The following is a 26,156-nucleotide window of genomic DNA, read 5'->3' as shown; positions in this document are numbered from 1 at the left end:
GTTCAGTTACTTAATCACCCCGAACGTGATGAGTCCGCCGGTAATCAGAATGTTGACAACGGCCAGCGGAATCAGAATGGTCCAGCCGAGGCGCATCAGTTGGTCGTAGCGGAAGCGCGGGAGCGTCCAGCGAATCCACATAAAGAAGAAAATAAAGGCGAAGATTTTGCCGAATAGCAGCACGGTGCCAAGTGCCGTAATCAGGTTTTGGGCCGAAGCCAGCTCCCAGCCTTGGCTGCTCGCCAACCAGTCGCGCAGCTCATATTGGAACGGAAAGTTGAAGCCCCCGAAGTACAGTACGCTCATCACCGCCGAAACCACGAAGATGTTCACATACTCCGAGAACAAATACAAGCCCAGTTTCATTGAGGAATACTCGGTGTGGTAGCCACCTACTAGCTCGGTTTCGCACTCGGGCAAGTCAAACGGCGTCCGGTTGGTTTCCGCAAAAGCGCACACCAGGAAGATGATAAAGCCTAATGGCTGCCGCACAATATTCCACATGGCCCATTCGCCAGGTATCGACTGTTGTATCGTGATTTCGCGCAAGGAAAGCGTGCCCGAAATCATCAACACCGCAATCAGCGACAAGCCCATGGCCAGTTCGTAGCTGATGTTCTGTGAAGCGGCCCGGATAGCGCCAAGCAGTGAGAATTTGTTGTTGGAAGCCCAGCCGCCAATCATCACGCCATACACGCCCAACGAAACCACCCCGAATACCCACAGCATCCCGATATTCACCTCGATTCCTTGCAGGAAAAAGGCGTTGTTACCGAAGCTAATGTTGTTGCCAAACGGAATTACCGCCGACGACATCAGGGCCGTAATCATGGCCAGGCAGGGGCCAAATACGAACAGCGCCTTATTGGCACCGCCGGGAAAGAACTCTTCTTTCGTGAACATCTTCACGGCGTCGGCCAGGGGCTGCGCCAAGCCGTATGGGCCCGCACGGTCCGGACCAACCCGGTCTTGTAGAAACGCGGCAATGACACGCTCGGCATACGTGCAATACGTTGCAATCAGCAGCGAAACTGCGAATACAACGAAGATGACAATGGATTGCCAACCAAGGGCGGGTAGTTCAATCATTAGTGCGTAGTGCTTGGTGCCTAGTGCTTAGTTACTTACTGCTCAAGGATAGAAGATCCGTCTAAGCACCAAGCACCAAGCACTACGCACTATCCTAGTTTCAGTGGAGGATTCTTTTCCAAATCGCGCTGCGTGCTTTCAGGCAAGTCGGCTATTACCGACTGATTGAGTACGGGCAGTTCGTAGTGGTTGGCCGAAATTACTGAAGAACGCTCGATATGTGCCGGTCCTTCGATGGTCCAGTCAGTCGTTTCCTTTTTGTCGAAGCGGCATTCGTTGCAAATCCACTCTTTCACTTCGCCGTACTGGTCTTTGCGGCCGGTTACGCGCAGTACGTCTTTGCCTTTATACCAGAGCGTTACGTTACCGGCGCATTTTGGGCAGTCTCGGTGCGCATTCACGGGTTTGGTGAACCACACGCGCTGCTTGAAGCGGAAGGTTTTATCGGTGAGGGCGCCTACCGGGCACACGTCGATGACGTTGCCGGAGAAGTCGTTGTCGATGATGTTCTCGATATACGTGCCGATTTCAGCCGCGTCGCCCCGGCCCAATACGCCGTGTACCCGGTCGCCTTTGGCAATCTGGTCGGCGGTGTACACGCAACGGTAGCACAGGATGCACCGCGTCATGTGCAACTGAATCAGCGGCCCGATATCGATTTTCTCGAACGTGCGACGCTCTTCCTGGTAGCGGGTAGTAGATACGCCGTGCTCAAAAGCAAAATCTTGCAGGCTGCATTCCCCGGCTTGATCGCACACGGGGCAGTCCAGCGGGTGGTTGATGAGCAGCATCTCCACAATGCCTTTGCGCACATCCAATACCTGTTCAGATTTGGTGTTTTCGACCACCATACCGTCTTGTACGGGTGTCACGCACGACGCTACCAGTTTGGGCATCGGGCGGGGGTCTTTGGTGGAGCCGGCCGCTACCCGCACCAAGCAAGCGCGGCATTTGCCACCCGAGCCCTTCAGTGGCGTGTAATAGCACATGGCCGGAGGCACAATGCTACCACCGATCTGGCGGGCTGCGTTGAGGATGGTTGTTCCGTCCGGAACTTCCACCTCGATGCCATCGAAAGTTATTTTAGCCATTGGGTTTCTATAGAAGAGCTTAGAAGTGAGAACTTAGAGCTTAGACCAGATAAGCCTTACACTTTTGTCGTTCAAAAAATCTAAGCTCTAAGTTCTCACTTCTAAGCTCTAACTAATACGCCTTGGTACACCGCGCCGGGTTGGGCGGCTTCCTTGGCGTGGGTGACGTGCCACTCGAATTCGTCGCGGAAGTGACGCACGGCGGCGGCCACCGGCCAAGCCGCGGCTTCCCCAAGCGGGCAAATGGTGTTGCCCTCAATTTGCTTGGCTACACTCACCAGCAAGTCGATGTCTTCCATGTGACCGTGGCCGTGCTCCAAGCGGTGCAGCACCTTTTCCAGCCAGCCCGTACCCTCCCGGCAAGGTGAGCATTGCCCACATGACTCGTGGTGGTAGAAGCGGGAGAAGCTCCAGGTGTTGCGCACAATGCAGGTCGTTTCGTCCATGGCAATAAAGCCACCCGAGCCAAGCATGGTGCCCGTCACGAAACCACCATCCGAAAGCGACTCGTAGCTCATGAGGCGAGGCTCACCAGCCGCCGTTTTCAGGATCAGCTCTTTGGGCAGAATCGGAACAGACGAACCACCGGCCACTACCGCCTTCAGGTCGCGGCCTTTCCAAATGCCGCCGCAGTACTCATCGGAATAGATGAATTCCTCAACCGGCAAGCCTAACTCGATTTCGTAGATACCGGGCTTGTTGAGGTGGCCGCAAGCCGAGAACAGCTTGGTACCGGTGCTCCGGCCCACGCCAATCTTCGCGTATTCCTCGCCGCCATCGTTCACGATAACCGGCACGGCCGCAATAGATTCCACGTTGTTTACCACTGTCGGGCGGGCGTAGAGGCCCTGCACGGCTGGAAATGGCGGCTTGTTGCGCGGGTTGCCCCGCTTGCCTTCCAACGATTCCAGCAAGGCAGTTTCTTCACCGCAGATATACGCGCCGCCACCAGGGTGCACGTGCAAATCCAGGTCGTAACCCGAGCCTAAGATATTCTTGCCGAGGAAACCAGCCGCGTAAGCTTCTGCAATGGCTTTTTCCAGAATGCGCAGCACGTACAACAACTCGCCGCGGATGTAGATGTACGAGGTATTAGCGCCCAGCGCATACGAGCTCGTAATCATGCCTTCCACCAGCAAGTGCGGCAGCTTCGACATCAGCTGACGGTCCTTGAAAGTGCCTGGCTCCGATTCGTCGGCGTTGCAGACGAGGTAGCGCGGCACACCTTCTGGCTTGGCCAGAAAGCTCCACTTCATACCGGTAGGGAAGCCAGCACCGCCGCGCCCACGCAGGCCCGACTTCTTCACTTCTTCCACTACCTCATCGGGGGTCATCGTTTTCAGCGCTTTCTCCACCGAGCGGTACCCGCCGTGTTTGCGGTATATCTCAAAGGTGTCGATGCCTTCAACGTTAATATGTTCGGTCAGCAGTTTGCGTCCCATATCGTTTATTTCTTATCGTCCTGTTTGCGCTCTACTCGTTCCAGCCGCTCATCTACTTGATCGATGCGCGTTTGCACCATGTCGAAGCCCCGATTGAATACTTCCAGCAGGCGTTCCGTATTCTTGCGGCTCTCCTCAACTATGAGTTGCATGAACTGCCGATTTTCTTCGCGGTCCTGCTGCCGCTCATGGCGCATCTGCTGCATCTCAATCAGGATTTCTGACACAATCAGTGGTAGATCCTTGTTGCGCTCATCCATGACAGTTGTGGATTAATTGTTAGCCAGGGCGTTTGGCAAACCAGTTTCCTCCCATGGCAAAGCCGGACGGTGAACTTGGTTGCGCAACTCGGTGAGCATGGCATCTACGGCAGCCGGGGTATCCAATTGCTCGTAGTACTTCTCGCGCACCTGCACAATGGGGGCGAAGCCGCAAGCGGCCAAGCACTCCACTTCCTTAAGCGTAAAGAGGCCATCGGGAGAGGTAGCGCCGTTCACCTTCGCGCCGGTGATGCGCTCCAAGTGAGCGGTTAGCTCATCGGAGCCGCGCAGCATGCAGGGACCCGTGCGGCAGATTTCCAGCACGTGCTTGCCAACTGGCTTGAGGTTGAACATGGTGTAGAAAGACGACACCTCGTATACCTCAATGGGTTTGATGCCGATAACCTCGGCTACCAAATCCTGCACCTCCGGGCTTACCCACCCGCCAAATTCGGCCTGGGCAATGTGTAGCACCGGCAGCAACGCCGACTTGCGGCGCTCCGGTGGGTATTGCTTGCAAATGCGCTCAATCTCCGCTTTAGCGGCTTCGGAAAATTGCGGCTTAACGCTCGTCGTCTCCATGTACTTACTTGAAAATCAACAAAAACTACGCGTCCAGCTCGCCAGCAATTACGTTCATCGACGACAGCGTCACGATGGCGTCGGAGAGGGTCTGGCCCACTACCATTTCCGTGTAGGCTTGGTAGTAGATAAAGCACGGACGGCGGAAATGCAGGCGGTACGGTGTGCGGCCGCCGTCCGAAACCAAGTAAAAACCTAACTCGCCGTTGCCGCCTTCCACACTGTGGTATACCTCACCAACCGGGGCGTCAATTTCGCCCATGATGATTTTGAAGTGGTAGATGAGCGCCTCCATGTTCTGGTACACGGCCTGTTTGGGCGGCAGGTAGAAGTGCGGTGCATCGGCGTGGTAAGGTCCTTCGGGGAGATTTTCCAGGGCCTGCTCGATAATGCGCAAGCTCTGCCAGATTTCCTCGTTGCGCACCATAAACCGGTCGTAGGTGTCGCCTTTGGTGCCCACCGGAATTTCAAAGTCGAAATCCTGGTAGCTGGAATAGGGGTTCATCACCCGCACGTCGTAATCAACGCCAGCGGCGCGCAGGTTAGGACCGGTGAAACCGTAGTTAAGGGCACGCTCAGCAGAAATACCGCCCACGTCCACTACCCGGTCCATGAAGATGCGGTTGCGGTTGAACATCTTCTCAAACTCACGCATTACGGCCGGGAACGACTTCAGCCAGGCCCGCAGCTTCTGAATAGCTACCGGCGTAAAGTCGCGCTCCATTCCGCCTACGCGGCCCATATTGGTGGTCAGACGGGCGCCGCTTACTTCCTCGTAAATCTCGTACACCTTCTCCCGCTCATCCATCAGGTAGAGGAAGCCGGTGAAAGCACCGGTGTCCACACCCAAAATGCCGTTGCAAATCAGGTGGTCAGTGATGCGGGCTAGTTCCATCAGAATCACGCGCATGTACTGCGCACGCTTCGGAACGGTTACGCCGAGCAGTTTCTCCACTGTCATGTGCCAGCCCATGTTGTTGATGGGCGACGAACAGTAGTTCATCCGGTCGGTGAGGGGCGTAATCTGGTAGAAAGGCCGCCGCTCGGCAATCTTCTCAAAGGCGCGATGGATGTAGCCGATAGTAGGCACTCCCGATACAATCCGCTCGCCGTCCATCTGCAGAATATTCTGGAAGATGCCGTGCGTAGCGGGGTGAGTCGGCCCGAGGTTGAGCGTGGTTAGCTCCTGGTTGAAGTCGTTAACGGTTGGAGCCAGCGGATGAAGGTTGGGCCGTTGCTCTTCGGCCTCTTCAACAATCTTGCGGGTGCCTTCCAGCGTGTCGTTTACTGCCATTGTATAGTAGTGCTTAGTGCTTGGTGCCTCGTGCTTAGCTGGTTTCGATGAATTGCCTATGCACGAAGCACGAGGCACCAAGCACTAAGAGTTTATCGGCCGAAGAATAAGTCGGTTTTGTCTTCACGGGTACCATCCTCCAGCGCGTATTGCTTGCGCATGGGGTGGTAGTCCATGTCTTCCACATTGAGGATGCGGATCAGGTTGGGGTGCCCAACCGCAATGATACCATAGAAGTCGAACGCCTCACGCTCCATCCAGTTGGCGGTGGAGTAGAGGTCGGTCATGGTAGGTACGTGCGGATCGCCAATGGGGAAGAAGATTTTCAACCGCAGGCGGATGTTGTGCACCAGGCTGTGCAGCATATACACCATGCCAAGCTCCTGGTCTTTGCGCTCCGGCCAATGCATACCGCACATCGTGGTCAGGAAGTTGAGTTGCAACTCCTGGTCTTGCTGTAGACCGGCAATGATGTCATGGATTCGCTCCCGTGTGGTCGTGACGGTCAGGAAGCCGTAGGGCTCTTCCACATCAGTGAAAGTATCCTGTCCAAACAAACGATACAGAAGGTCGAGCAACTGCTTGTTCTTCTGCGCGGCCGGATCAAGTTCAGCAGCGGTTTCCTGAGCGTCGGGTGATTCTACGGTTTGGTCAGCCATTTCCTAGTATTGAGTATTTGGTATTGAGTATTGAGATGTCGACTGGCTAAAGTCTAACTACTCAATACCCAATACTCACTACTTATTTAATGTTGTAAGAAGCCAGCAGGGCTTGGTATTCAGGCGAGTTGCGGCGGCGGATTGACTCGTTTTTGGCGAGGTCCTGCACGCGCATCAAGCCGTCGAGTACTTGCTCGGGGCGGGGTGGGCAGCCCGGCACGTACACGTCAACCGGAATAATGCGGTCGATGCCTTGCAGCACCGAATAGGTATCGAAGATGCCACCCGAAGAAGCGCAGGCACCCATGGCCAGTACCCACCGAGGCTCGGCCATCTGCTCGTACACTTGCTTTACAATGGGGGCCATTTTCTTGGCAATGGTCCCCATTACCATCAGCAAGTCGGCTTGGCGGGGTGAGAAGCTGGGGCGCTCGGAACCGAAGCGTGAAATATCGTAGCGGGCCCCCATGGTAGCCATGAACTCGATGCCGCAGCACGAGGTAGCAAAAGGCAGGGGCCAGAGCGAGTTGGCGCGGGCAATACCCACCACTTTCTCCAGCGACGTAGCGAAGAAGCCAGCTCCTTCGAGGCCATCCGGCGCCTCCGTCATTTTGATTTCAGGAACTCTATTATCCATGATAAAAAGTCAGATTGAAGAAGTATAACCTCCTCTTAGCCAACACCAGCCAGCCAATAAAGGTTTGCTGGCTTACGCCTCGTTCCAGCGCAAAATTCCCTTTTTAATGACGTAGCCGAAGCCCGCCAACAGGAAGGCCAGGAACACCACCATTTCAATAAAGCCACTGGTGCCCAACGCCCGAAAGTTTACGGCCCAGGGGTACATGAAAATTACTTCAATGTCGAAGAGCACGAACAGGATGGCCGTGAGGAAGTACTTCACCGAAATCGGGGTGCGGGCATTGCCCACCGACTCGATACCGCACTCGAAGGCTTCGTCCTTCACCACGCTTTTGCGGCGTGGCCCGAGGAGGTGCGAGGTTATCATGGCAAAGGCCACGAAAGCAACCGCCAGCCCAAACTGCACGATGATGGGCAGAAAGTCCTGCGGCTGATAATTGGTAGTTACAGCGAGAAGCATAGACGACAACGGGAAAAGGCCGTTCAAGAACAGCGTTGAAGGGCAAAGGTAACGCGAAATGCCAGCGGAACAAAGGTGAAATCAAGCAGCCCCGGAAAGGCGTATCTTTGAAGAGAAACCCAGTCAGTTTGTATGGAACAAACCCAGCCACCGCAGTATACAGTGGAAGAATACTTGGCCCTGGAGGAAGCGTCCGAGATACGGCACGAATACTACCAAGGTGAGATATTCGCAATGTCCGGCGCGTCACTGGCGCATAACCGGATTATTGGTAATGGATATCGCGCATTAGATGATAGGCTGAATCCTGATCAATGTGAGGTGTTTATTGATGGGGCGTTGCTGAAAATCGACGCTTCTACCATCCTTTATCCTGATCTGATAGTATCGTGCCATCCTGACGACCTGGAGGCCGACCGAATATTGCAACATCCATCGGTGATTGTAGAAGTATTGTCCCCCAAAAGCGCCGATTATGACCGCACGGCCAAACTTCGTTTCTATCAGCGCCTGCCGAGCCTACGCCATTACGTACTGATTCGCCAAGATTATTGCTGGGTGGAATGTCTAACGCGTGTGGTAGAACAGGCAGCCACGGAAAGTGAGTGGACGCTGCAAGTATATGATATGCTTACAGACGAGATTCATCTGGCGGCGCTTGGTATCCGAGTGCCGCTAGCCGAACTCTACGCCAGAGTCAGGCTAGGCGTGCCACCTCAAATGCCGGGTGGGTCAGAGTAATATATGAAAAAGCCGCTTCAGTCATCTGAAGCGGCTTTTTACTGCTGGCTGAGTACCGGCTTAGAAGCCGCCCTGGCCCGTTACGTTCAGGTTTTCGCCGGTTTCTACGCCCATAAAGGGGTAGCGGTAATCAACGGGCGGCACGAAGGTTTCCTTGATGGCGCGCGGTGATACCCAGCGGAGCAGGTTCAGGATGGAACCGGCTTTGTCGTTGGTGCCGGAGGCGCGGGCGCCACCGAAGGGCTGCTGGCCCACTACGGCGCCGGTGGGCTTGTCGTTGATGTAGAAGTTGCCGGCGGCGTGTACGAGGCGCTTGGAGGCCAGGTCGATGGCGTACCGGTCTTGCGAGAAGATGGCGCCGGTGAGAGCGTAGGGCGAGGTGCCATCCACGAGGTCCAGGGTCTTTTCGAAATCCTGCGAATCGTAGACGTACACCGTCAGGACGGGGCCAAACAGCTCGTCGCACATGGTTACGTACTGCGGGTTCTTGGTCACGATAACCGTGGGCTCGATGAAGTAGCCTTTCGACTTGTCGTGGTTGCCGCCGGCCACAATTTCCACCGACTCGTCTTGTTTGGCGGCGTCGATGTAGCGGGCCAGTTTATCGAAGGAAGCCTCGGTGATAACCGCGTTGATGAAGTTCGAGAAGTCCTCGACGTCGCCCATTTTGAACGACTTCAAATCTTCCTGCACGTAGCCTTTCACCTCGTCCCAGATGTTGCTGGGGATATACACTCGGCTGGCGGCCGAGCACTTCTGGCCCTGGTACTCGAACGCACCGCGGCTGATGGCCGTGGCCACCTGGCGCGGGTGCGCCGAGTGGTGCGCCAGAATGAAGTCTTTGCCGCCGGTTTCGCCCACGATGCGCGGGTAGCTCTTGTAGGTGGTGATGTTCTGGCCGATGGTCTTCCAGATTTGCTGGAACACGCCCGTAGAGCCGGTGAAGTGGATGCCCGCAAAGTCGGGGTGCGAGAAGATAACGTCGCCGGCCACGGGGCCGTCCACGTAAATCAGGTTGATAACCCCGTCGGGCAGGCCCGCTTCCTTGAACAGCTCCATCAGCACCTGCGCCGAGTAGATTTGCGGGTAAGCGGGCTTCCAAACCACCACGTTGCCCATCATGGCCACTGAGGCGGGCAGGTTGGCGGCAATGGAGGTGAAGTTGAACGGCGTGAGGGCAAACACGAAGCCTTCCAGCGGCCGGTGCTCCAGGCGGTTCCACATGCCCGGCGACGACACCGGCTGCTGCTTGTAGATTTCCTGCATGAAGTGCACGTTGTAGCGGAAAAAGTCGATTAGCTCGCACGCCGCATCGATTTCCGCTTGGTAGGCATTCTTGCTTTGAGCCAGCATGGTAGCCGCGTTGAGGCGGGCACGATAGGGACCAGCCAGCAACTCGGCAGCTTTCAGGAAGATGGAAGCCCGGTGCTCCCAAGGCAGGGCGGCCCAACTGGCGCGGGCGGCCAGGGCGGCATCAATGGCCTGGGTTACGTGGCCGGCGTCGCCCTCGTGAAACTGGCCCAGCACGTGCTGGTGGTCGTGGGGCGGGCGGATATCCAGCGTGTTGCCGGTGCGTACTTCCTTGCCGCCGATGTGCATAGGAATGTCGCGCTGCACCTGCTTGAGCTCCTTGAGGGTTTTGAGCAGCTCCAGACGCTCGGGCGAGTTGGGCGCGTAGGCCTTCACCGGCTCATTAACGGGGGCGGGAACGTTGAAAAAGGCGTTGGACATGGGTGGTATGGCTGGTTTACGATGGATGATTGCCACTTCGGGAGGCGCAGCAAAGGTAGCTACCTCCCCGAAATGACGCGCGGTACACGGTGCACCCGAAAGCCCGCCCGCCAGTGGCCCTATCCAACCTTGTGTAACCCAACATCCGTACGGATAAGCATACCCGAAGCCACAATTACCGCTATGCCGCCTACCACCTATACCAACCCCATCTGGGACTACGACTTTGCCGACCCCACCATTATCCGGGCTTCCGACGGCTTGTATTATGCGTACGGTACCCAAACCAAGCGGCCCGGCGGCGTTATTGTCAATATGCAGGTGGCGCGTTCCGCGGATTTGGTGTACTGGGACTACCTCGCCGACGCGCTACCCGTGAAACCTGCGTGGGCCAGCAGCACCCAGAAGCTCTGGGCCCCGCACGTAAGCGAGCATGCCGGGGTGTTCTACCTGTACTACTCCGCCAAACCCGACAACGACCCCGACGGCTTCTGCCTGGCCGTGGCTACTGCCACCACGCCGGCTGGTCCGTTCACCGACTGTGGCACGCCGTTACAGTGCGGCCCCGGTTTCCTGCACATCGACCCCATGGCGTTTGACGACCCGGCTACCGGAAAACGGCTGCTATACTGGGGTTCCGGCTTCGGCCCCTTGATGGTGCGAGAGCTAGCCGAAGACCGAATTTCTTTCGCGCCGAATAGCGAGACGCAGTATCTGATTCAGCCGGCCGGCGCCGGTGACCCCAAGCGCTATGACCAGCTGATTGAAGGCAGCTGGGTGGTGCTGCGCAACGGCTGGTACTACCTGTTCTATTCCGGCAACAACTGCTGCGGCGACGATGCCCACTACGGCGTGCTGATAGCCCGGTCCCGCGCCGCCACCGGCCCCTTCGAAACCCTGGCCGACGCTACCAACAACCCCTACGCCATGCTGCTCGAAGGCAACGAACACTGGCTTGCCCCCGGCCACAACTGCGTGGTAACCGACGCCGCCGACCAGGATTGGCTAGCCTACCACGCCATTGACCCGCGCCAACCCAAATTCGACGCCATCGATGCCGAGCAGGGCTACTCCCGCCGCGTCCTGCTTCTCGACCGACTGGAATACGTGAACGGCTGGCCCCGGCTGGTTACGGGCGGTACTCCGTCGTGGGAGGCGCAGGAGGGGCCGGTGGGGTAATGAATTCTAGTTCCTATAATTCGTCGTCAGAGAATGAGTGGGTATAGAATTTGTGTGGCGCAAAGCTCCCTCTAATCGATATTCAGCTAAGTTGATAATCAAATCTGGGTTAGTAGTGCTGTGAATCAACAAACGCTGCTTACCCTTCCACTCGGTTGTAAGGTCGTTGTAGGTGAGAAACGCATCCGGCGCATACAACTCGTACACACCAATTTCCTTTTTCTGGTCCTTCCGAAATAAGCTGGTCGGACAACCGTAGATAATATGAATGAACTGATGGGCTGTTAACCAACCACCTTCTCGTAGCTCTACGTCAATATAGGCTCCGGTCTTATCAGTCGGAATGAGAATTCTAAAACGCTCTTGAGGAACACATCTACTCACTCCATAGGCCAAGCCAATAAGCAAGAGTAATGTTTTAGGTCGTAATAGCTTCATATAGAAATGACCGGTCCTAAACTGACCACTGTTTCAACCACTCCCGCACCTGCCGTTCTAACTCCTCAATCGAGCCGCTATTCTGAATCGTAGCGGCGAAATGGGGATAGTCATCAAGGGCGGTTTCGCTGGGGTGGGTGTCGTCGCGGGTGCCGTCGCCGCGCTGCTGGAGCGGGTCGCCTTCTACGCGCAGCATGAGGCCGCCGCGGCTGCGGATGAGGTCGGCTTCGTTGGGGAAACGGACGTCGGCAATTACGATGAACTGTTCGGGCGGCAGCTGCGAGAAGAACGCCTGCACCCAGATGTCCGGCTCCCACTGGCGCAACGCCAGCCCCACTTGTTGCAGCATCTCACCGCGGGTACGGCCGAATATCGGCAGCAATTCTGTTTTGCCTTCCTGCGAGAAGTAAGGGGCCACGTCCTCGCCGGCCAGGGCGGCGCATACCGCTTTAATTGGCTCGCCCACCGAGCGGATATGCCACTGCCGCTCCGGCTGCAACTGCTGAATAAGCCGTGCCACCGTGTCTTTGCCGCTGCCCCGCCGCCCCGAAAGGCCTATTAGCTGTATCATAGCCGGCAAAGGTAGCCGACCACTACGGCTTGTCATTCCGAGCGGAACGAGGAATCTGAGTGAGCCGGAACAAGGCGGTAAAGCAGATTCCTCGCTCCGCTCGGAATGACAGTCGTGCTTACAAAAACGACTTCAACTCGCTCAAACAGCTGATTTCGTAGGTGGTTTCGGCGAAGTGGCGGCGCTTTTCGGGGTTGAAATACACCTGGTCGATGCCGGAATTGCGGGCGCCCAGCACGTCGCACTCCAGGTTGTCGCCTACCATCAGGCTTTCGGCGGCGGTAGCCCCGGTGCGTTCCAGGGCGTGCTCGAAAATGCGGCAGTCGGGCTTGAGGTGCCCGCAGCATTCCGACGTTACGATTTCCTGGAAGTACTCCGTCAGGCCCGACGAGTTCAGCTTGGTGTACTGCATGTCGCGGAAGCCGTTGGTAATCAAGTGCAACTCGTACTTCGGCTTCAGGTAGTCCAGCACTTCAAACGTAAATGGAAACACGGCTGCTTTCAGCGGCAGAATGTCGGTAAATTCCTCCGATAAGCCCGCCGGCGCATCCGATTCCTGCAAACCCAGCTTCACGAAGGTGCGCGGAAAACGGGTAGCGCGAAGTTGCGTCTGCGTGATTTTGTTGCTTTGGTAGAGCCGCCACAACCCGTGGTTGATGTCGCTGTACACCCGGATGAACTCGTCGACGGTGAACGCGCCAAACCGGGCCATATCGTGCTGCTGGTACAAGTGGCGCAACGTTTCGTTGGCGTTGGCTTCAAAATCCCAGAGCGTATGGTCCAGGTCGAAAAAGATGTGGCGGTAGGGTTTCAATTAAAAATTATCAATTAAGAATTAAAAATTATGGCAAGTGATTCGCCTCCGGAACACCGCGTCCTCTGCGCGAACCTCAACGTCTTCTGCGGGCTAAAAATGACTAAGAGCACAGTCTTGCATTTACTCTAGCAACAAACGCTTCACTGGGTGGCCTTCGCCGATATGGTCGCGCACGATGTCGGCGGCGTCTTTGGGCTTTACGTCGCCGTACCAGATGCCTTCGGGGTATACGACTACGGCCGCGCCCGCGCCTTTTTTGCAGTGCTTGCACTGGTCGAGGCAGCTGCACGTTTGCACGCGGGTTTTGTGTTTCTGGCCGCCGGCAAACAACGACTTCAGCCCCTGCTTCTTCAGCTCGATTTTCAGTGCCCGCGCAACATCCTTGCCGACTTCGGTTTTCTGGGCATTACAAACAAACAGGTGAATCACTGATTTCGGGCGTTAAGCAACTGGTGATGGGAACGGAAAACCTAACAAGCTGTGTAGAATAGCAAACGCAGGAACCGGCGCTACTGTTCGGTGGGCGTGCCAGTCCAGCGGCGGTTTTGCAGCTTGTACGCGGCCAGTTCCCGGTTCGACCAGAGCGTTTGGTAAATCTGCTGGTCGCGCACAAGCTGGGCGTCGCGCTCCATGTAGCCCAATAGCTGCTGCACCAGCTCGGTGCCTTCGCCCTGAATGGAGTAGAACATCCAGTTATCGAGGCGCCGGAAATTCACCAAACCTGCATTTTTCAGGTATAATAATTGGCGGGAGGTTTTGGTCTGGGTGAAGTCCAGCACCTGTTCCAGGTCGGAGATGCACATTTCCTGGTTGCGCCACAGCAAGTGCAGGATGCGCACCCGGCTCTCGTCGCCGAAAGCTTTAAATAGTTGCTGGCCGAATGCAACGCTGACGTGTTTGAGGCGCATCTTTAGACGAATGATGGCAGGAAAGGAGCCCCGGCCGTCGTTCAAATTTAGGGGAAAGCCGGCAGCGGGCCCCGAAGAAGTGGTATACTTGTAGTCTGTAATTCCCCTATGCCTGTGATGGTTCGATTTCGTTTTCTGCTGGTTTTCTGCCTGTTGCTGGCGGGGCTGGCCCCTGGTGCCGCGCGGGCACAAGGCCAGCCGCGCGTAGTGCAGTTCACCGGCATTGTAGCCACCGGCGACTCGCTGCTGGGTGTGCCGGGTGCTACGGTGTTTGTGCCCAAAGCTGGCCGTGGTACCGCCACCAATGCCTACGGCTACTTCTCGCTGCCCGTCCTCACCGGCGACAGTATCGTGATTCGGAGCTTGGGCTACCGCAACCAGTACGTGGTTATTCCACCCGATTATCAGCGCCAGAGCTACTCGGTAATTGTGCAGCTGCGCGAAGACGTAACCGTGCTGCCCGAAGTACGCGTGTTCCCGTATGCCACCGAAAAAGCGTTTAAAGAAGCGTTTCTGGCGTTGCGCCTGCCCAAAGAGCGGGGTTCGGCGGCGGCTGAAAACCTGAACCAGGATATTCTGCGCCGTATTTTCAACAATGCCCCGGTTACCAGCATGGGCAACTACCGCCAAACCATGCAGATGCAGCAGCTAGAGCAGCAGCGCCGCATGGGTATGGGCCCGTCGTTGCAAAGCAACAACCCGCTCCTGAACCCCTTCAGCTGGCTGCAACTTATCAAGCAGGTGAAAGACGGCGAGTTCAAGAAGAAAGAAGGCGTTGATTACTAGAGTGAATGAGCGAGTGAGTGAATGAGTGAAGTGGCCTCCGGCGGTACTGGCAAGAACGTCAACAGACGTAGGCTACTTCACTCATTCACTCACTCGCTCATTCACTCTAACACCTCCACCACAACCTCAGAAGCCATTTCGCAGTTAAGGAAGTGTTTGACCTTTCCTTCTCGAAATGGATACCAACATACCTGTCACCTCGCAGCCGCGAATTGTGATTGTAGGCTGCGGTTTTGCCGGGCTACGGCTGGCAAAAGACCTGGCTGATTCGCCCGTGCAGGTGGTCGTAATTGACCGCAACAACTACCACAACTTTCAGCCGCTGCTGTACCAGGTAGCCACCGGCGCACTAGAGGCCGACAGTATTGCCTACCCGATTCGCAAGATTTTTGCGGGGCAGAAGAACTTCTTTTTCCGCATGACGGGTGTGCAGCACGTAGATACCGCCCGCAACACGGTAATAACCAGCATCGGCGAAATTCGCTACGACCATCTGGTGCTGGCTACCGGCTCGCTCACCAACTTCTTTGGCATCGAGAGCATCGAGCGGAACGCCATGCAAATCAAAAGCATCCCGAATGCCTTGAACTTGCGGAGCTACCTGTTCCAGAACTTCGAGAAGGCCCTGCTAAAAGAAAACCCCGAGGAGCGCCAGGCGCTGCTAAACGTGGTGATTGTGGGCGGCGGTCCTACGGGCGTCGAAATTGCTGGTTCGCTGGCTGAAATGCGTAAAGACGTGCTGCCCAAAGACTACCCCGAGCTGGACTTGCGCCAGATGGAAATCTATCTGGTGGAAGCCGGCCCGGCCGTGCTGGGGCCCATGTCCAAAGATTCGCAGGAGAAAGCCAAGCGCTACCTCGAAGACAAGAACATTCATGTGCGGCTGAACACGTCGGTGAAGCGGTTCGAGGATTGCAGAGCCTACGTGTCGGACACCGAATTTATCCGGACCGAAAACCTGATTTGGGCGGCCGGCGTGAACGGGGCCGAGGTGCCCGGCTTGCCAGCCGAAGTGGTGGCCCGCAACAAGCGCATCAGCGTGAACAACTGGAACCGCGTGGAAGGCCAAACCAACGTGTATGCCATCGGCGACGTGGCCAACATGGTGACCGAAGATATGCCCCGCGGCTTCCCGATGCTGGCGCCCGTGGCCATTCAGCAGGCCGAGCAACTCGCCGATAATTTCAAGCGCCTATTGCGCGGTGATGCGCCGGTGCCGTTCAAGTATTTCAATAAGGGCAGTATGGCCATTGTGGGCCGCAACAAAGCCGTAGTAGACTTGCCCGGCGACAAGCATTTTGGCGGTTTCTTCGGCTGGCTTACGTGGCTGTTTGTGCACCTGATGACGCTGGTAGGCTTCCGCAACAAAGTGGTAACGTTCATCGACTGGGCCTTCAGCTACGTTAGCTCCGACCGGGCCCTGCGCCTCATTATCCGGCCCTACAAGCGCACCGATTTCAAGGACGACAAAGGCAAGGCCACTGCCGAGCACAACGCCCAAACCCCGCAGTACAACCCCTCAGTGCCTTCCCCCGACGCGGAAGTGGTCGGTCGGTAGAAGTGAGGTGGCTGTGCAGCCCCAGCGGGACGGTATGTTGGTAGGAACATAGGCAGCCGCATACAGCAAAAGCCCCAGCGGGGCGACACAACTCGTTGAACGGTTGATGTCGCCCCGCTGGGGCTTGCTTGTTTTACTAGTATCCTTTCTGCTACCAACATGCCGCCCCGCTGGGGCTAATTGAGCCGTTAGCACGTCAAAATCACCATTTCACTATCTCACTTCTACAGCGCGTATTCAGCCAGGGCCCGCGCCACGTCGTGGATACTTTTATCGTTGCGGAAGGTTTTGCTGATGGGCTCGGCCTGGCCCCGCACCCAGATTTTTAGCTCCGATTCCAGGTCGAAGTGGCCGGTGGTTTCCATCGAGAACCGCTCTACGCTTCGGTAGGGGATGCTGAGGTATTCGCGCTTTTTGCCCGTTACGCCCTGCTTGTCCACCAGAATCAGGCGCTTGGTGGTAAACACAATCAGGTCGCGCAGCACGGCGTACGATTTTTCCACCCGCTCGCCAGCGGCCAGCACCTGCGTCAGGTCCTGCTGAATTTCCTGCGCGTCGTTTTCCGATGCGTTGCCGAGTAAGCCGTCGAGTAGTCCCATGTGGTTGAGATTGTTAGCGTCTTTAAGTGTTATTGAGTTTTCTTTCTTTTAGTAATAAGAGAAATTAAGCCCTTATTCGACTCATAAATCAAGGTTGAATCTGTGCAGGTAATGTTATCCAAATTTTCATTAATAGGTGAGCAGTTTGATTGGCTAACAACAATGCTCAATTCTTGCCTGGCTCCCCAACTCAGATTAGAGGTGCGAACATAAACGTCGCCGGCATCGCCAAACGTTTCTGCCACCTCACAAGTCGAGGTAACTTGGCCTGTTTGATTGTCAAATACGAAGAGAATTATTTTACTCGGCATATACATTCCCGGAACCCTGGTGAGAAGTCCTGTTTTTTGACTTGGTAAGGGAAGCTTTGCCACGGCGAACATACTACTGTCCTCTCCGGTACTATATTCGCCAAACAGGAACCAGAAATTCCGTGGAATTGGCTGACCCTCCGCCAAAGGGCTTCTATGCCCTGGTCCTTTCTCCAGCACTTCCGTTGATAGTTGTAGTGGGAGAGGATACTCTAGATACAACTTTACCAATTGTGCTAAAGAGTCGCTGAGTGAGGGGCTGGCCGTGGGAAGACTAGGAGGTAGTTTGGTTGTAGCTTCCTCTGATTCATTTTGGTTGTGACAACCTGCTAAGGCAATAGCCAGGAAAACAGTTATGAGAAACAGATTGCGCATAAGCTTAATAAAACGGATAATAAATTGATTGTGAATAACAAGCCGAACATAATGCAAAAAAGAGCCCGGTGACTATTCACCGGGCTCTTTTTTGCTTCTATATAGGCTAAAGCAAATTAGTTGGTCCCGCCGCTGGCGCCGGTGCTGCTGCCCGGCTTCTGCTCCTTCTGCTGCATCGACGTTTGCTGTTGCATTGGGTTCGGCTGAACGCGCTGCTGCTGCTCGAACAGCTCAAAGCGCGACGGGGCGGCTTTCTGCGGCCAGGCGTTGTTGCTCAGGTCGGTGTCGGCGGTTTCCAGGTAGGGGTCCAGCACGAAGCTTACGACGGGCTTTTCGGTGATAAACACCTTGGTTACCTCAGCGTTGTTTTTGCGCCAGATTTCGGCCGGAATGTTCACCACTTCCTGCTTGCCGTCCTCGTAGGTCATCTGCACGACGACCGGCATGGTGAGGCCGCCCAGGTTTTTCAGGCTTAGTTCGTAGAAGTTCAGGCCGGCGCTGAGGCGCTGCTGCTGCTCGGGCGAGAGGCCCTTCACTACTTGCTGGTAACGCTGCTTGTCGGCATCGGTGGTAGCCAGCGGGTCGTAGTTGTTATAGAAGTCCTTCAGCTCGGGCTTGTCGTCTACCAGGGTTCTTTTGATGTCCTGAAGGTTGCGCTGCTGCGAGAGAGTTTGGGGGGCGCTGTTGAGCTGCTGGCGCTTGAAGGCGTTTTCCAACTCCGGGTTCTTGGAGTCCACCTTGTACCACTTCACGCCTTCCAGGGCCAGGTCGGTGTGCTCGGTGGTGTAGAACCAGCCGCGCCAGAACCAATCGAGGTCGGTACCGGAGGCGTCTTCCATGGTACGGAAGAAGTCGGCAGGCTCGGGGTGCTTGTAGGCCCAGCGGCGTGCGTATTCCTTGAAGGCGTAGTCGAAGAGCTGCCGGCCCAGAATGGTTTCGCGCAGAATGTTGAGGCCGGTAGCGGGCTTGGCGTAGGCGTTCGGCCCAAATTGCAGCACCGATTCCGAGTTGGTCATAATCGGGGTTTGCAGGTTGGTGCCGGTGCGCATGTAGTCCACAATGTTCTTGGGCTCCCCGCGGCGCGACGGGTAGTTCCGCTCCCATTCCTGCTCGGTGAGGTACTGCACGAAGGTGTTCAGGCCCTCATCCATCCAGGTCCACTGCCGCTCGTCGGAATTCACAATCATCGGGAAGAAGTTGTGCCCCACCTCGTGGATAATCACCGAAATCATGCCGTATTTCCGGTCGGCGGTGTAGGTGCCGTCTTTCTCGGGGCGGCCGCCGTTGAAGCACAGCATCGGGTACTCCATGCCGCCCACCGGCCCGTGCACCGAAATAGCTACGGGGTAGGCGTACGGAATCGTGAATTTCGAGTAGGTTTTGATGGTGTGCGCCACCACTTCCGTCGAGTACTTGCCCCACAGCGGGTTGCCTTCTTTGGGGTAGTAGCTCATGCACATCACCGGCACGCCTTCCTGCTTGATGCCCATGGCATCCCAGATAAACTTGCGCGACGAAGCCCAGGCGAAGTCCCGTACGTTTTTGGCGGCGTAGGTCCAGGTTTTGGTGCCACCCTTGCGCCGCATTTCAGCCTGCTCGGCTTCCATCGGGGTTACAATCAGCACCGGTTTCTTGGCATTCACGGCCTGCGCCAGCCGCTGCCGCTGCGTAGACGTTAGCACTTCCGAGGCGTTCTGCAGCGTACCGGTAGCGCCCACAATGTGGTCGGAGGGGGCCGTAATGCTTACGCGGTAGTCGCCGAAGGGCAGCGCAAATTCACCGTTGCCGAGGAACTGCTTATGCTGCCAGCCTTGGTTGTCACTGTACACGGCCATGCGCGGGTAGAACTGCGCTATTTCATAGAGGTAGTTTTTGTCCTCGGGGAAATACTCGTAGCCGCTGCGCTGGTTGATTTTGGTTTGGTCGTTGATGTTGTAGCTCCACGCCAGGCTGAACGTTACGGCCTGCCGGGGCCGCAGCGGCGTGGGCAGATCCACGCGCATCATGGTGTGGTTGATAACGTACGGCAAGGCCTTGCCGCCCTTCATTTCCACCTTGGAAATCTTGAACCCGCCATCAAACTCGCTCCGTTGCAAATAGTCCAGCGCCTGAAACGGCATCCGGTCCTGAATCTGCCCCACCTGGGTGGCGGTGGTAATCGAGTTTTTGTCGAGGATGTTTTGGTCGAGCTGCACCCAGAGGTAGGTCAGCACATCGGGTGAGAGGTTGGTATAGGTGATGTCCTCGGAACCGGTAATGGACTGTTTATCATCGTCCAGCTTCACCCGAATATTGTAGTCGGCGCGCTGCTGCCAGTAGTCGGTGCCGGGGGCACCGGAGGCGGTGCGGTAGGCGTTGGGCGTAGGCAGCGTGGTGCCTAGCTGAGCAAACTTATCAGTGCCAGAATTCGTGGTTTGAGCCGTTGCGATACTAGCGCAACAAGCCACCAGGCCCGCTGATAAGAGAAAACGTAGCTGCATGGATTAGTTAGTGAGGCGAAAGTGGGCGTGTAAAGTCAAGCTGTTCTGCGAACAGATAGATGGTTTTAAAAGGTTCTGGCTGCATGAAAGAGCTCCTTTATTCCAACAAATATGTTGGAAACCTGCGCAACAGGCAGCAGTACCCGCCAGATTTTACGGGAGTGGAGTAGCCAATAGGGGGCTGCTGGTGCGGCGGCGGTAGGTGCTCAGGTGCAGTAGCAGGTTGGCAGCCAGCAGCGGGGCCACCAAAAAGCAAGGGTATAAATAGCGCACGTGCTGCACCGGAATAGTAAAAGCAACGCCCACAATAATGCTGGCAATAGGCGCAAGTGCCACCACGTATTTACGGCTGCGGGTAAGCAGAATGGTGAGTAAGCCGCTAATTATAATAAGATAAATATAAAAAGCCGGTCGGTAGAGAATAATGCGGAACAAGGTTTTGTAAAGTGTGGAATAATATTTCTGCTTAATAAATTGATTGAGGGTAGGGGAGAGACTTTTTGTTGTAAGCCCCACGTTATTGGTGTCAATTAGCGGGTGAGCAGCATACGTGTAGCTGCCTTCCTGATGATCGAGCCGCCACACTAATTCCGATACTTTTAACTGATGTTTAATTAACGAATTTGGGTAGCGTTTGGCCAACGAAAACCAGGTTTGAATATACGCCTCTCTGGCGCCGGGCTGCGCTAAATAAGCGTAGTTGAAATGCTCGTTGAACACCAGATTGTCACTGGTAAATGGGTTGTACTCCTTCTGCCAAACGGACAGCGGCTGCACTTTTTCCAACACTTGCTTTTCTGACGCTGAAAGCTGCGCGCCATCGTGTAGCATAGCACCTATCTGGTGGGTAAGCAGAATTTCCAGCGCATACACTTTGCCTTGCACATGAATTGCGCGGTACAGCGGGACTTTCACGACAAACACCAATCCAAAGCAGCAAAGCGCCGCAAGTAACACCCGGTTGCGGTACCGGAAATAGAAACCGAACAGGCAGGCAATAGTGAGCAGCGAGGTAAGCAAGCCGTTGTGCCGAATCAGCCACACGCAAGTAAGGGCCAAGGCTAGGCAAAAGATATTCCGATTGGATTGCAGCCAGGCGCCCTTCGATTCGAATATTTCTACGGCGTAAATCGATAAAACAAAGACAGCTATACCAAAAGGCACGTCTTTGAATAGAGTATTTACATAAAAGCCGTTAAGCGGGAAAAAACTAATGCATAGCGTGAGAAATAACAGCAGCCACTTTGGTGCTCCGCGTTGCTGCAACTTAGTTAGGGCATAAGTAACCGCACTGGCTAAAGCGAGTAGTTGAGCGAGGCAAATAATAGCCGGTGAAAACCAAATGCGCGTTAGCAACCAATAAGAAAACGATACAATAGCCGGGTGCCAATCGTTGAAGCTAAACGTAATAACCTCCTGCCACTGGTCGAGCGAATCGCGGGACATCATGCCCGGAAAGAAAGCCAGGAAGTACAGCAGCCAAACCACTACGCAAGGGCCACCATACAAAATGAATTGCCACGCGTAGTATGGTAGAAAATTAGGCTTTCTAAGTTGCAATAAAGTCATGTGTGATATGTATAAACTGAATATATAAACAAGATATGCTATATAAACCAGAAGGTTATTTTCAAGAAAATAGATAGAAAATAAGCGCGTGTGATAGAGGTGTAAATAAAGTGTAATACGCCACTTGCTCACCTACATCCGTAAGCAAGAAAACCCAAAGCGGCGCGTATCCACACCGCGCCTGGAACGGATAGGTAGCAGCTGCTACCAACGAAACGTACTAAGCAAGCTGCCCCAGCAGCAATACCAGCGCAATGCCTGCCGCTGCGCCGCTCACTACCAATAACCAGTCGCGGTGAGCAGCATTGAAGACCCGGAGTATGATAAAGCCGAGTACCAGGATAACACTTACGATAAGCAACTGCCCCAGTTCCACGCCTACGTTAAAAGCCAGCAACTCGATAATAGGGCGGCTTTGACGGCCCAGCAGCTCCCGCAGGTAGCTGGAAAACCCAAGGCCATGAATCAGCCCAAATACGGCGGCCAGCAAGTTAGGCAGGGCCAGCACAATGGGTTCGGGGCGTAGGCGGCGGGCCAAACGCGGCTCTGCTTTCCCGGCTTTACCCAAATTAACAAGGCAGGTGAGCAGAATGGTAATCGGAATCAGGGCTTCAATAAGCGCGGCACTATAGTTCACTACACCCAGCGTAGCTAACGCCAGCGTCAGGGAATGGCCTACCGTAAAGCTAGTTACCAGGGCTACCACGCGGCGCCAGTCGGCCAGCACGTAGGGGGCGCACAAAGCCAGCAGGAACACGATGTGGTCGTAGGCCCGCAGGTTGAAGATGTGGTAGAAGCCGAGTTGGAGATACGTCTGGAAAACGGACATGCTGCAAAGCTACAGGATGTCCGGATTTTAGGGCATGCCGGCAGTAGCGGAAGCGGCTGGTGGCAAACGCTTGACGCTCAGGCGTTGCCGGAATGCCAGTGGCAACTATCCGCAAATACGCCACGCACTGGTAGCAGATGAAACGAGGCATCTGGCACCAGTGCGTGGCGCGAATCAGTATTCTGGGGCTACTCCGCCTTACGTGGCGGCCGGCCCTGACTATCTTTTGGGGGTTGCGGCCGGTCCTTCTTTTTAGCTTGGTACTTGGTGTATTGCTCGGGCGTCAGCACTTGCTTGAGTTGAGAATCGGTATCGTCGTCGAGGCGGCGCATGGCCGTCATAGTGGCTTCCCGGTCGGTACTGCCGTTGCCGTCTTTGTGCAGCGCCTCCATTTCCTGGCGCTGTTTTTTCATAATCGCCTCAACCTTGGTTTTCTGCTTGTCGGTTAGGTTGAGGTCTTTCAGGTGGTCGGCACCACCTTTAGGCGGGCGCGGGCCATCAGGGCGGCCTTGGCGTGGTCCATCCTGCCCGAAGAACGACGGCAGAACCAGCTTATCGGAATTGGCAACGCTGGCTGTGGCGGCGTACGAAGCGCTAAGCGAAACGCCCAGCAGGCACAGGCGCAAAGGAGAGGTATACATGCGGAAAAAAGAAAAGTGAAATATGCCGGCCCGGGTAAGAAGCAACCCAGTAACGATGCGGCGAAACTACTTGCCAGCTGCTGGCGGCACCCAGCGAAATCGGCCAGGTCTGCACTTTCACCGACTATCCTCGCGTTTCAGTCTCCTGATGGTACCGCGTGCTAGCGTTGCATGGTGGGCTTTGGGGCTAAACCCCAGGTTAACCTTCCGGGCGCGTCCATTGGTCGATGGAAACGCCGCATAGGCAGAGTAGACCAAGCAAGTACCGCAGTTTTAGTGTTGTTTTGAATGCTGCCAACCCTCACGTTCAATCCGGAGCCTACTGCTAAAACGCGCTACTACACCAATTTGCTTTCTGTAATGTCGTTCTTCGTATCACCACATGAAATGGAGCAGGCAGGCTTTCTGCCGGCTGTTGGCTTGCCTTCCGGCACCAGCTACGAGCAAGGCCAGCTATACGTGTGCCTAACCCCGCAAGGAACACTACGCCTCTACGTACCCGATGGCGACGACAACTTGGTGGAACTATCGTCGGGCAACCTCTACGACCCTGTAGTGCATTATGCCGGACCCGTAGCCAACCATGCCGAGCTGTTTCGGCTGATGAGCTACGTGCGCACTGCTGGGTTAGCAGCCTAAAACCGCAATAACTAAGCAGCAAAAGTCCTGTGCAAAGCCGGTTGTCGGCCTATGCACAGCCAAAAAAATCCCGCTGGCTCGGCGCCAGCGGGATTTTCAATAGTAAGCGGTGTTAAGCAGCAGCTGACTATTGCTTAGAATTTCGCCTTTACTATGGCGAAGCGCGGAGAAGTGGCTTGGTAAGGGTAGAGCACGTAAGCATCGGTGCCGCGGCGTGTGATGGTGGTGGGGCTCACCGCACCCGTGGCAAAGCTGCCCGCACTGCTGGCATTGGCCCAGCCGTCGGAGCTGGAAATGCGGAATACGGTCTGCTGGCTACCCGAAACGACCAATAAAGTGCGGTTGTCAACCAGCAGCAGGCCATCGGCACCGGTCAAGCTCTGGCTGGTGGTTACCCGCGTGAAGCCGGTTGGGTTGGTAATAGGTACTTTGAACAAAGCACCGTCGTTGGCCTTCGCCACCAGCAAATACCCATCAGGGTGAAACACAATGCCATTCAGCCCGAAGCCGGTACCACCACTCAACTGCGCGTTTTCCAGAAAGATGCTGGCAATGCCTTGCGGCGTAACCTGGTAGATAATAGGCGAGAGGCTGTCGGTAATGTATGCATTGCCCTGGCTGTCAACGGCAATGTCGTTGGCGAAGTGGTTGCCGGCTTTCAGCGTACCCAGATTGATAAAGTTGCTGAGTGTGCCATTAGTAGTATTGTAGATAGCCAGCGCCGCCAGCTGCCGCAACGTAGCCGCCGTGGATCGGCTGGTGTTGGCCCCATTATCCGACACGGCTACCAGCAGGCGGTTGCGGCTGGCATCCAGGTTTAGGCCAATAGTGGACACCAAGCGGCTGTCATCGGCAAACTGCGTGTACGTGCTGTCATCTGTCACGGTGCCAATGCGCCCCTGCGTGCGCGAACTGACGAAGAACCGCTTACCGGCCTCATCATACTGAATACCTTCGGGGTGGAGTCTTGCCTGCGGCACCGTAATCTTGTCGGGGCCGGCTGGGTCGGCAGAGGTGTCGTCATCGTCGGAGCAGCCGGGAAGTACAAGGGCAAGCCCCGCTAATACTGCCGCCACCCGAACAAAGCGGGGCAGTGCAAACTGCTTGGCGGGGAAAGGAAGGAAAGAATGCATCATAGTGGTAAGTAAAAGTTTGCGGTGCAAGTACTTACCCATACGCTCATAATGATATAAAAGATGACTTTCAGAACATAGCGTAACTGCTGAGTTAGTTTGCCGGATTATCAGGTGAAAACACACTCAGATTTAGGCTTCCAACAAAATGAGCGTTTGGTGTAGACTATGATAATAAGCTGAATGATATATACTAGTTTCGTCCTGACTGTTTACCTCAGATTAAGCTATAGTTTCTTAGTAACACCTCGCTCAGCTTCTATGTAACAACTATGAAAAAAGGAATACTTATCACGGCGCTAGTCTTAAGTAGTGGAATTAATAGCTTGGCTCAGCAGTCTGCTGTTGACTCAACTACCGCCGCAAGTCCTGCCAGCAGCACACAAGCATCGCCTGCCGATGCTGCGGCTCCGCCGGTAACTCAACTGCCGGGTACCTACGCTCCGCTGACCCGGGCCGATACTGCCCGAGCTGTTCACGAACTATTCAAGAGCCGGCGGGGCGGTGGTGCTGGTTGGTTGGCATTAGGTACGGCCGGTATGCTAGCTTCTATTCTGCCAGCTCAGCAGTCTACCAGCGCTGGGGTCTGGACACCTGGTGTGGTGGCAGGTACCGCTTTGGTTGGCATTGGGTTAAATAAGAGTATCCAGTTTTGGTGGAGCCGTGAGAAGCGCGTACTGCGCGAGCTAGCTGCTACCGGCCATTTGCCATATAGTATTAAACGACGTTTAAAGGGCAATTTCATGCCTCTGCACGGCACGGCTTCTGAATACAACCCGTTGCTGGCAAAAGGGGTGGCCCCCAATGGGCCTGCGCCCAGTGTTTCAGTCTCCACGGCGGCCCAAACTCTTGCCGATGCTCGGCAGGATACGCTTGATGCAGTGCAAGGCTTTTTCAATGCCAAGCGCCTTGGTGGACAACTGCCTATCTTGCTGGCGTTACCGGGGCTACGCCTCATGACGGGGTCTAATGCTAGCAGCAGTTCAGGTTCACCTTACGCCCCAACTCAAAACAATGAACCATCTGGGGGGCAGGTAGCTGCGGGGCTGCTATTGGCGGCAGGAGGGGTTGCGTACATGTTTGTGCATAACGCTCCTTACTCCGACGCTAAGTTTGCTGAATTACGCACCAGTTATTTGGCTGGCACGCCATTGCCTGCCGATATTCGGGAACGGCTAAAAGAGAAGCATGTGGCCGCCGGACGTGTCTACCGCGCTAGGATGGAGCGCAAAGCTGCCCGTCGCCGTCGTTAGGCTAGCGTTACATCATATAGTGCCAAACATTCAGACACGGTTATACAAACAAAAAAGCCCCGCCGGCATTGTGCCAGCGGGG

The 26,156-nt window shown here is 55.5% G+C and carries 28 protein-coding genes; 6 read left to right on the top strand and 22 right to left on the bottom strand.

The features are described from left to right. Positions 1-6: 6 nt before the first annotated feature. The 9 genes from nuoH to J0X19_RS07045 all read right to left on the bottom strand — a co-directional run bounded on the left by nuoH (position 7) and on the right by J0X19_RS07045 (position 7,516). On the bottom strand, positions 7-1,089 hold the full coding sequence (gene nuoH, locus J0X19_RS07085) for an NADH-quinone oxidoreductase subunit NuoH (RefSeq protein WP_206983119.1): 1,083 nt from the start codon (positions 1,087-1,089) through the stop codon (positions 7-9). 89 nt (positions 1,090-1,178) lie between these two features. Continuing rightward, the gene (locus J0X19_RS07080) at positions 1,179-2,180 is read right to left on the bottom strand and encodes a 2Fe-2S iron-sulfur cluster-binding protein (protein ID WP_206983117.1); all 1,002 of its coding nucleotides are present in this window, start codon (positions 2,178-2,180) and stop codon (positions 1,179-1,181) included. 101 nt (positions 2,181-2,281) lie between these two features. Next, positions 2,282-3,622, bottom strand: coding sequence for an NADH-quinone oxidoreductase subunit NuoF (nuoF, locus tag J0X19_RS07075; protein WP_206983114.1), 1,341 nt, complete (start codon positions 3,620-3,622; stop codon positions 2,282-2,284). 5 nt (positions 3,623-3,627) lie between these two features. Continuing rightward, a complete protein-coding gene (locus tag J0X19_RS07070) occupies positions 3,628-3,882 on the bottom strand; it encodes a hypothetical protein (RefSeq protein ID WP_206983112.1) in 255 nt (84 codons plus the stop codon). A 12-nt stretch (positions 3,883-3,894) separates the two neighbouring features. Beyond that, complete coding sequence (locus J0X19_RS07065) at positions 3,895-4,464, bottom strand: NADH-quinone oxidoreductase subunit NuoE family protein (RefSeq protein ID WP_206983104.1); 570 nt, start codon at positions 4,462-4,464, stop codon at positions 3,895-3,897. Positions 4,465-4,489: 25 nt separating this feature from the next. Next, positions 4,490-5,758, bottom strand: coding sequence for an NADH-quinone oxidoreductase subunit D (locus J0X19_RS07060; protein ID WP_022824373.1), 1,269 nt, complete (start codon positions 5,756-5,758; stop codon positions 4,490-4,492). A 92-nt stretch (positions 5,759-5,850) separates the two neighbouring features. Continuing rightward, positions 5,851-6,417: an NADH-quinone oxidoreductase subunit C gene (locus J0X19_RS07055; protein ID WP_206983102.1), complete on the bottom strand. Its 567-nt coding sequence runs from the start codon at positions 6,415-6,417 to the stop codon at positions 5,851-5,853. Between the two features lie 82 nt (positions 6,418-6,499). Continuing rightward, a complete protein-coding gene (locus J0X19_RS07050) occupies positions 6,500-7,054 on the bottom strand; it encodes an NADH-quinone oxidoreductase subunit B (protein WP_022824371.1) in 555 nt (184 codons plus the stop codon). Between the two features lie 72 nt (positions 7,055-7,126). Next, positions 7,127-7,516 (bottom strand): NADH-quinone oxidoreductase subunit A, encoded by a 390-nt coding sequence (locus tag J0X19_RS07045; protein ID WP_022824370.1) that lies wholly within the window; start codon positions 7,514-7,516, stop codon positions 7,127-7,129. Between the two features lie 132 nt (positions 7,517-7,648). Between J0X19_RS07045 and J0X19_RS07040 the strand changes: the two genes are divergently transcribed. Further along, positions 7,649-8,257, top strand: a complete 609-nt coding sequence (locus J0X19_RS07040; RefSeq protein WP_206983100.1) for a Uma2 family endonuclease — start codon at positions 7,649-7,651, stop codon at positions 8,255-8,257. A 60-nt stretch (positions 8,258-8,317) separates the two neighbouring features. Here J0X19_RS07040 and pruA read toward each other — a convergent pair whose 3' ends face one another. Continuing rightward, positions 8,318-9,988, bottom strand: a complete 1,671-nt coding sequence (gene pruA / locus J0X19_RS07035; protein WP_206983098.1) for an L-glutamate gamma-semialdehyde dehydrogenase — start codon at positions 9,986-9,988, stop codon at positions 8,318-8,320. A gap of 183 nt (positions 9,989-10,171) precedes the next feature. Between pruA and J0X19_RS07030 the strand changes: the two genes are divergently transcribed. Then, entirely contained in the window at positions 10,172-11,167 is a 996-nt protein-coding gene (locus J0X19_RS07030; protein ID WP_206983096.1) for a glycoside hydrolase family 43 protein, read from the top strand. Between the two features lie 6 nt (positions 11,168-11,173). On the opposite strand, the gene J0X19_RS07025 is transcribed toward J0X19_RS07030, so the two are convergent. The 5 genes from J0X19_RS07025 to J0X19_RS07005 form a co-directional block, all read right to left on the bottom strand. After that, a complete protein-coding gene (locus tag J0X19_RS07025; RefSeq protein ID WP_206983080.1) occupies positions 11,174-11,605 on the bottom strand; it encodes a hypothetical protein in 432 nt (143 codons plus the stop codon). Positions 11,606-11,621: 16 nt separating this feature from the next. After that, positions 11,622-12,176: a nucleoside/nucleotide kinase family protein gene (locus J0X19_RS07020; protein WP_206983078.1), complete on the bottom strand. Its 555-nt coding sequence runs from the start codon at positions 12,174-12,176 to the stop codon at positions 11,622-11,624. Between the two features lie 118 nt (positions 12,177-12,294). Further along, a complete protein-coding gene (locus tag J0X19_RS07015; RefSeq protein WP_206983076.1) occupies positions 12,295-12,990 on the bottom strand; it encodes a YjjG family noncanonical pyrimidine nucleotidase in 696 nt (231 codons plus the stop codon). A 123-nt stretch (positions 12,991-13,113) separates the two neighbouring features. Further along, the gene (locus tag J0X19_RS07010) at positions 13,114-13,422 is read right to left on the bottom strand and encodes a (2Fe-2S) ferredoxin domain-containing protein (RefSeq protein ID WP_206983074.1); all 309 of its coding nucleotides are present in this window, start codon (positions 13,420-13,422) and stop codon (positions 13,114-13,116) included. An 80-nt stretch (positions 13,423-13,502) separates the two neighbouring features. Next, positions 13,503-13,901 (bottom strand): ArsR/SmtB family transcription factor, encoded by a 399-nt coding sequence (locus J0X19_RS07005; protein ID WP_206983072.1) that lies wholly within the window; start codon positions 13,899-13,901, stop codon positions 13,503-13,505. Positions 13,902-14,018: 117 nt separating this feature from the next. On the opposite strand from J0X19_RS07005, the gene J0X19_RS07000 reads away from it, so the two are divergent. Both J0X19_RS07000 and J0X19_RS06995 read left to right on the top strand, forming a co-directional pair. Beyond that, positions 14,019-14,687 carry a carboxypeptidase-like regulatory domain-containing protein gene (locus J0X19_RS07000; protein WP_206983410.1) on the top strand — a complete coding sequence of 223 codons (669 nt, stop codon included), beginning with the start codon at positions 14,019-14,021 and terminating at the stop codon, positions 14,685-14,687. 175 nt (positions 14,688-14,862) lie between these two features. Next, complete coding sequence (locus tag J0X19_RS06995) at positions 14,863-16,245, top strand: NAD(P)/FAD-dependent oxidoreductase (RefSeq protein WP_206983070.1); 1,383 nt, start codon at positions 14,863-14,865, stop codon at positions 16,243-16,245. Positions 16,246-16,469: 224 nt separating this feature from the next. Here the strand turns inward: J0X19_RS06995 and J0X19_RS06990 are convergent, their stop codons facing one another. From J0X19_RS06990 to J0X19_RS06965, 6 genes are all read right to left on the bottom strand, one after another. After that, complete coding sequence (locus tag J0X19_RS06990; protein ID WP_206983068.1) at positions 16,470-16,844, bottom strand: PH domain-containing protein; 375 nt, start codon at positions 16,842-16,844, stop codon at positions 16,470-16,472. A gap of 29 nt (positions 16,845-16,873) precedes the next feature. Continuing rightward, positions 16,874-17,530 carry a hypothetical protein gene (locus tag J0X19_RS06985; protein ID WP_206983066.1) on the bottom strand — a complete coding sequence of 219 codons (657 nt, stop codon included), beginning with the start codon at positions 17,528-17,530 and terminating at the stop codon, positions 16,874-16,876. Between the two features lie 116 nt (positions 17,531-17,646). Beyond that, entirely contained in the window at positions 17,647-20,010 is a 2,364-nt protein-coding gene (locus tag J0X19_RS06980; RefSeq protein WP_206983063.1) for a M1 family metallopeptidase, read from the bottom strand. Positions 20,011-20,163: 153 nt separating this feature from the next. Continuing rightward, entirely contained in the window at positions 20,164-21,711 is a 1,548-nt protein-coding gene (locus tag J0X19_RS06975) for a DUF6020 family protein (protein WP_206983061.1), read from the bottom strand. Between the two features lie 88 nt (positions 21,712-21,799). After that, positions 21,800-22,408, bottom strand: a complete 609-nt coding sequence (locus J0X19_RS06970) for a HupE/UreJ family protein (RefSeq protein WP_206983059.1) — start codon at positions 22,406-22,408, stop codon at positions 21,800-21,802. A gap of 188 nt (positions 22,409-22,596) precedes the next feature. Further along, positions 22,597-23,049 (bottom strand): Spy/CpxP family protein refolding chaperone, encoded by a 453-nt coding sequence (locus tag J0X19_RS06965; RefSeq protein ID WP_206983056.1) that lies wholly within the window; start codon positions 23,047-23,049, stop codon positions 22,597-22,599. Positions 23,050-23,337: 288 nt separating this feature from the next. On the opposite strand from J0X19_RS06965, the gene J0X19_RS06960 reads away from it, so the two are divergent. Beyond that, complete coding sequence (locus J0X19_RS06960) at positions 23,338-23,688, top strand: hypothetical protein (RefSeq protein ID WP_206983054.1); 351 nt, start codon at positions 23,338-23,340, stop codon at positions 23,686-23,688. 134 nt (positions 23,689-23,822) lie between these two features. Here J0X19_RS06960 and J0X19_RS06955 read toward each other — a convergent pair whose 3' ends face one another. Continuing rightward, on the bottom strand, positions 23,823-24,824 hold the full coding sequence (locus J0X19_RS06955) for an SMP-30/gluconolactonase/LRE family protein (protein ID WP_206983052.1): 1,002 nt from the start codon (positions 24,822-24,824) through the stop codon (positions 23,823-23,825). A 740-nt stretch (positions 24,825-25,564) separates the two neighbouring features. Here J0X19_RS06955 and J0X19_RS06950 point away from each other — a divergent pair. Then, a complete protein-coding gene (locus tag J0X19_RS06950) occupies positions 25,565-26,074 on the top strand; it encodes a hypothetical protein (RefSeq protein WP_206983051.1) in 510 nt (169 codons plus the stop codon). The last annotated feature ends 82 nt before the right edge of the window (positions 26,075-26,156 follow it).

It is taken from the genome of Hymenobacter telluris (genome assembly GCF_017313265.1).
GTDB classification, from domain to species: domain Bacteria; phylum Bacteroidota; class Bacteroidia; order Cytophagales; family Hymenobacteraceae; genus Hymenobacter; species Hymenobacter telluris.
This window is presented reverse-complemented; position numbering and strand designations above follow the sequence as displayed.

Coding starts and splice junctions, on each gene's coding strand:
- nuoH (WP_206983119.1), bottom strand. CDS start 1,089: ATGATTGAACTACCCGCCCTTGGTTGGCAATCCATTGTCATCTTCGTT.
- J0X19_RS07080 (WP_206983117.1), bottom strand. CDS start 2,180: ATGGCTAAAATAACTTTCGATGGCATCGAGGTGGAAGTTCCGGACGGA.
- nuoF (WP_206983114.1), bottom strand. CDS start 3,622: ATGGGACGCAAACTGCTGACCGAACATATTAACGTTGAAGGCATCGAC.
- J0X19_RS07070 (WP_206983112.1), bottom strand. CDS start 3,882: ATGGATGAGCGCAACAAGGATCTACCACTGATTGTGTCAGAAATCCTG.
- J0X19_RS07065 (WP_206983104.1), bottom strand. CDS start 4,464: ATGGAGACGACGAGCGTTAAGCCGCAATTTTCCGAAGCCGCTAAAGCG.
- J0X19_RS07060 (WP_022824373.1), bottom strand. CDS start 5,758: ATGGCAGTAAACGACACGCTGGAAGGCACCCGCAAGATTGTTGAAGAG.
- J0X19_RS07055 (WP_206983102.1), bottom strand. CDS start 6,417: ATGGCTGACCAAACCGTAGAATCACCCGACGCTCAGGAAACCGCTGCT.
- J0X19_RS07050 (WP_022824371.1), bottom strand. CDS start 7,054: ATGGATAATAGAGTTCCTGAAATCAAAATGACGGAGGCGCCGGATGGC.
- J0X19_RS07045 (WP_022824370.1), bottom strand. CDS start 7,516: ATGCTTCTCGCTGTAACTACCAATTATCAGCCGCAGGACTTTCTGCCC.
- J0X19_RS07040 (WP_206983100.1), top strand. CDS start 7,649: ATGGAACAAACCCAGCCACCGCAGTATACAGTGGAAGAATACTTGGCC.
- pruA (WP_206983098.1), bottom strand. CDS start 9,988: ATGTCCAACGCCTTTTTCAACGTTCCCGCCCCCGTTAATGAGCCGGTG.
- J0X19_RS07030 (WP_206983096.1), top strand. CDS start 10,172: ATGCCGCCTACCACCTATACCAACCCCATCTGGGACTACGACTTTGCC.
- J0X19_RS07025 (WP_206983080.1), bottom strand. CDS start 11,605: ATGAAGCTATTACGACCTAAAACATTACTCTTGCTTATTGGCTTGGCC.
- J0X19_RS07020 (WP_206983078.1), bottom strand. CDS start 12,176: ATGATACAGCTAATAGGCCTTTCGGGGCGGCGGGGCAGCGGCAAAGAC.
- J0X19_RS07005 (WP_206983072.1), bottom strand. CDS start 13,901: ATGCGCCTCAAACACGTCAGCGTTGCATTCGGCCAGCAACTATTTAAA.
- J0X19_RS07000 (WP_206983410.1), top strand. CDS start 14,019: ATGGTTCGATTTCGTTTTCTGCTGGTTTTCTGCCTGTTGCTGGCGGGG.
- J0X19_RS06995 (WP_206983070.1), top strand. CDS start 14,863: ATGGATACCAACATACCTGTCACCTCGCAGCCGCGAATTGTGATTGTA.
- J0X19_RS06990 (WP_206983068.1), bottom strand. CDS start 16,844: ATGGGACTACTCGACGGCTTACTCGGCAACGCATCGGAAAACGACGCG.
- J0X19_RS06985 (WP_206983066.1), bottom strand. CDS start 17,530: ATGCGCAATCTGTTTCTCATAACTGTTTTCCTGGCTATTGCCTTAGCA.
- J0X19_RS06980 (WP_206983063.1), bottom strand. CDS start 20,010: ATGCAGCTACGTTTTCTCTTATCAGCGGGCCTGGTGGCTTGTTGCGCT.
- J0X19_RS06970 (WP_206983059.1), bottom strand. CDS start 22,408: ATGTCCGTTTTCCAGACGTATCTCCAACTCGGCTTCTACCACATCTTC.
- J0X19_RS06965 (WP_206983056.1), bottom strand. CDS start 23,049: ATGTATACCTCTCCTTTGCGCCTGTGCCTGCTGGGCGTTTCGCTTAGC.
- J0X19_RS06960 (WP_206983054.1), top strand. CDS start 23,338: ATGCTGCCAACCCTCACGTTCAATCCGGAGCCTACTGCTAAAACGCGC.
- J0X19_RS06955 (WP_206983052.1), bottom strand. CDS start 24,824: ATGATGCATTCTTTCCTTCCTTTCCCCGCCAAGCAGTTTGCACTGCCC.
- J0X19_RS06950 (WP_206983051.1), top strand. CDS start 25,565: ATGCCTCTGCACGGCACGGCTTCTGAATACAACCCGTTGCTGGCAAAA.